We start from the raw sequence: 1,158 nt of genomic DNA on the forward strand, positions 1-1,158 counted from the left end.
ATCCTTGTTAATCAAAAATGTTCCCTACAAATTGGCAAAGGAAGAAGTCAAAATGAAAAATTTACTCAGGTTGCTTCTTAAAAGTCAGCACCAGCGAAACCGCTCAGGGCCAGCTCAAACAGACAAGGGTATGACTCTGGTCGAGCTATTAGTCGGAGCAATTATGGCATTTTTAGTCATTACGCCAATGCTGGCTTTTGTAGTCGATATGCTGAATACCGACAGGAGGGAACAAGTCAAGTCAAATACGGAGCAAGACATTCAGGCAGCAGTTGATTTCATCGCCCAAGATTTGAGTCAAGCTATTTATATTTACGATAATAATAGTGCAGATGGTGTCCCCAAACTCCTAACGGGAAATTTCATCCCCTCTGCCGCAACAACAAAGGGAACTCCTATTCTGGTATTTTGGAAACGTCAGCAGCTCAATAATTCTCTTCCTATAGTGCCGGGGCCGGGTAAGATACCAAAAAATTGCGCTCAAAACACACCACTGAAGGGCGCAGGTGCGTGCAACGATACGTATGTTCTATCCTTAGTTGCGTACTACCAAGTTAGTCGCGACCCCGGCATTTGGTGTCAGCCTTCAGGATCTCCGTGTCCTACCCGTATTGTTCGGTATCAAATTCAGGACGGACTGCGAGATCCTACTAAATCGACAGATCCTAATCCAGAAAACCGCTACTTTGATAATGGTGAGCTAAAAAATCCCGACACGCAAAAGCGCAGTGATGCCTTTAACATAGGTACTATCACCCAGGCAGGTTTTGACATCAGTAAGCCAACGGAAAATGTGACGAAGGCAGGCGTTAAGTGGGACCGCGAGGATGTATTAGTTAATTACATCGACCACGGCACTAACCCGGCATTCAAAGGGGATGAATGTAAAACCGCTCTGGGGAATCCCACTACCCAAACTGGAACTACAACGGCACCAATCCAAGAACAAACTCTAAGAGTAACAGATACAGCATCTCCGCCGATCAATAGCTTTTACGCTTGTGTTGATACATCTAAAAACATAGCCAGAGTAACTATCAGAGGAAACAGCCTTCGCCGCCTTCAACCCAACGATACTGATTATAAGGCCGAGAAATCTGCATATTTCCCAACAGCAAGCGTGCAAGTACAAGGTCTCGGTGCGCGAGGAAAATAACT

At 45.3% G+C, this 1,158-nt stretch carries 1 protein-coding gene; it reads left to right on the plus strand.

Features of this window, described 5'->3' with window-relative positions:
• The coding region (gene hpsC / locus ACUVJL_RS37405) for a hormogonium polysaccharide secretion pseudopilin HpsC (RefSeq protein ID WP_445250435.1) at nucleotides 1–1,156 on the plus strand (1,156 nt) is incomplete at its 5' end.
• Nucleotides 1,157–1,158: the final 2 nt, after the last annotated feature.

The sequence above is a fragment of the Microcoleus sp. OTE_8_concoct_300 genome, from assembly GCF_031383065.1.
Classification (GTDB): Bacteria; Cyanobacteriota; Cyanobacteriia; order Cyanobacteriales; family Microcoleaceae; genus Microcoleus.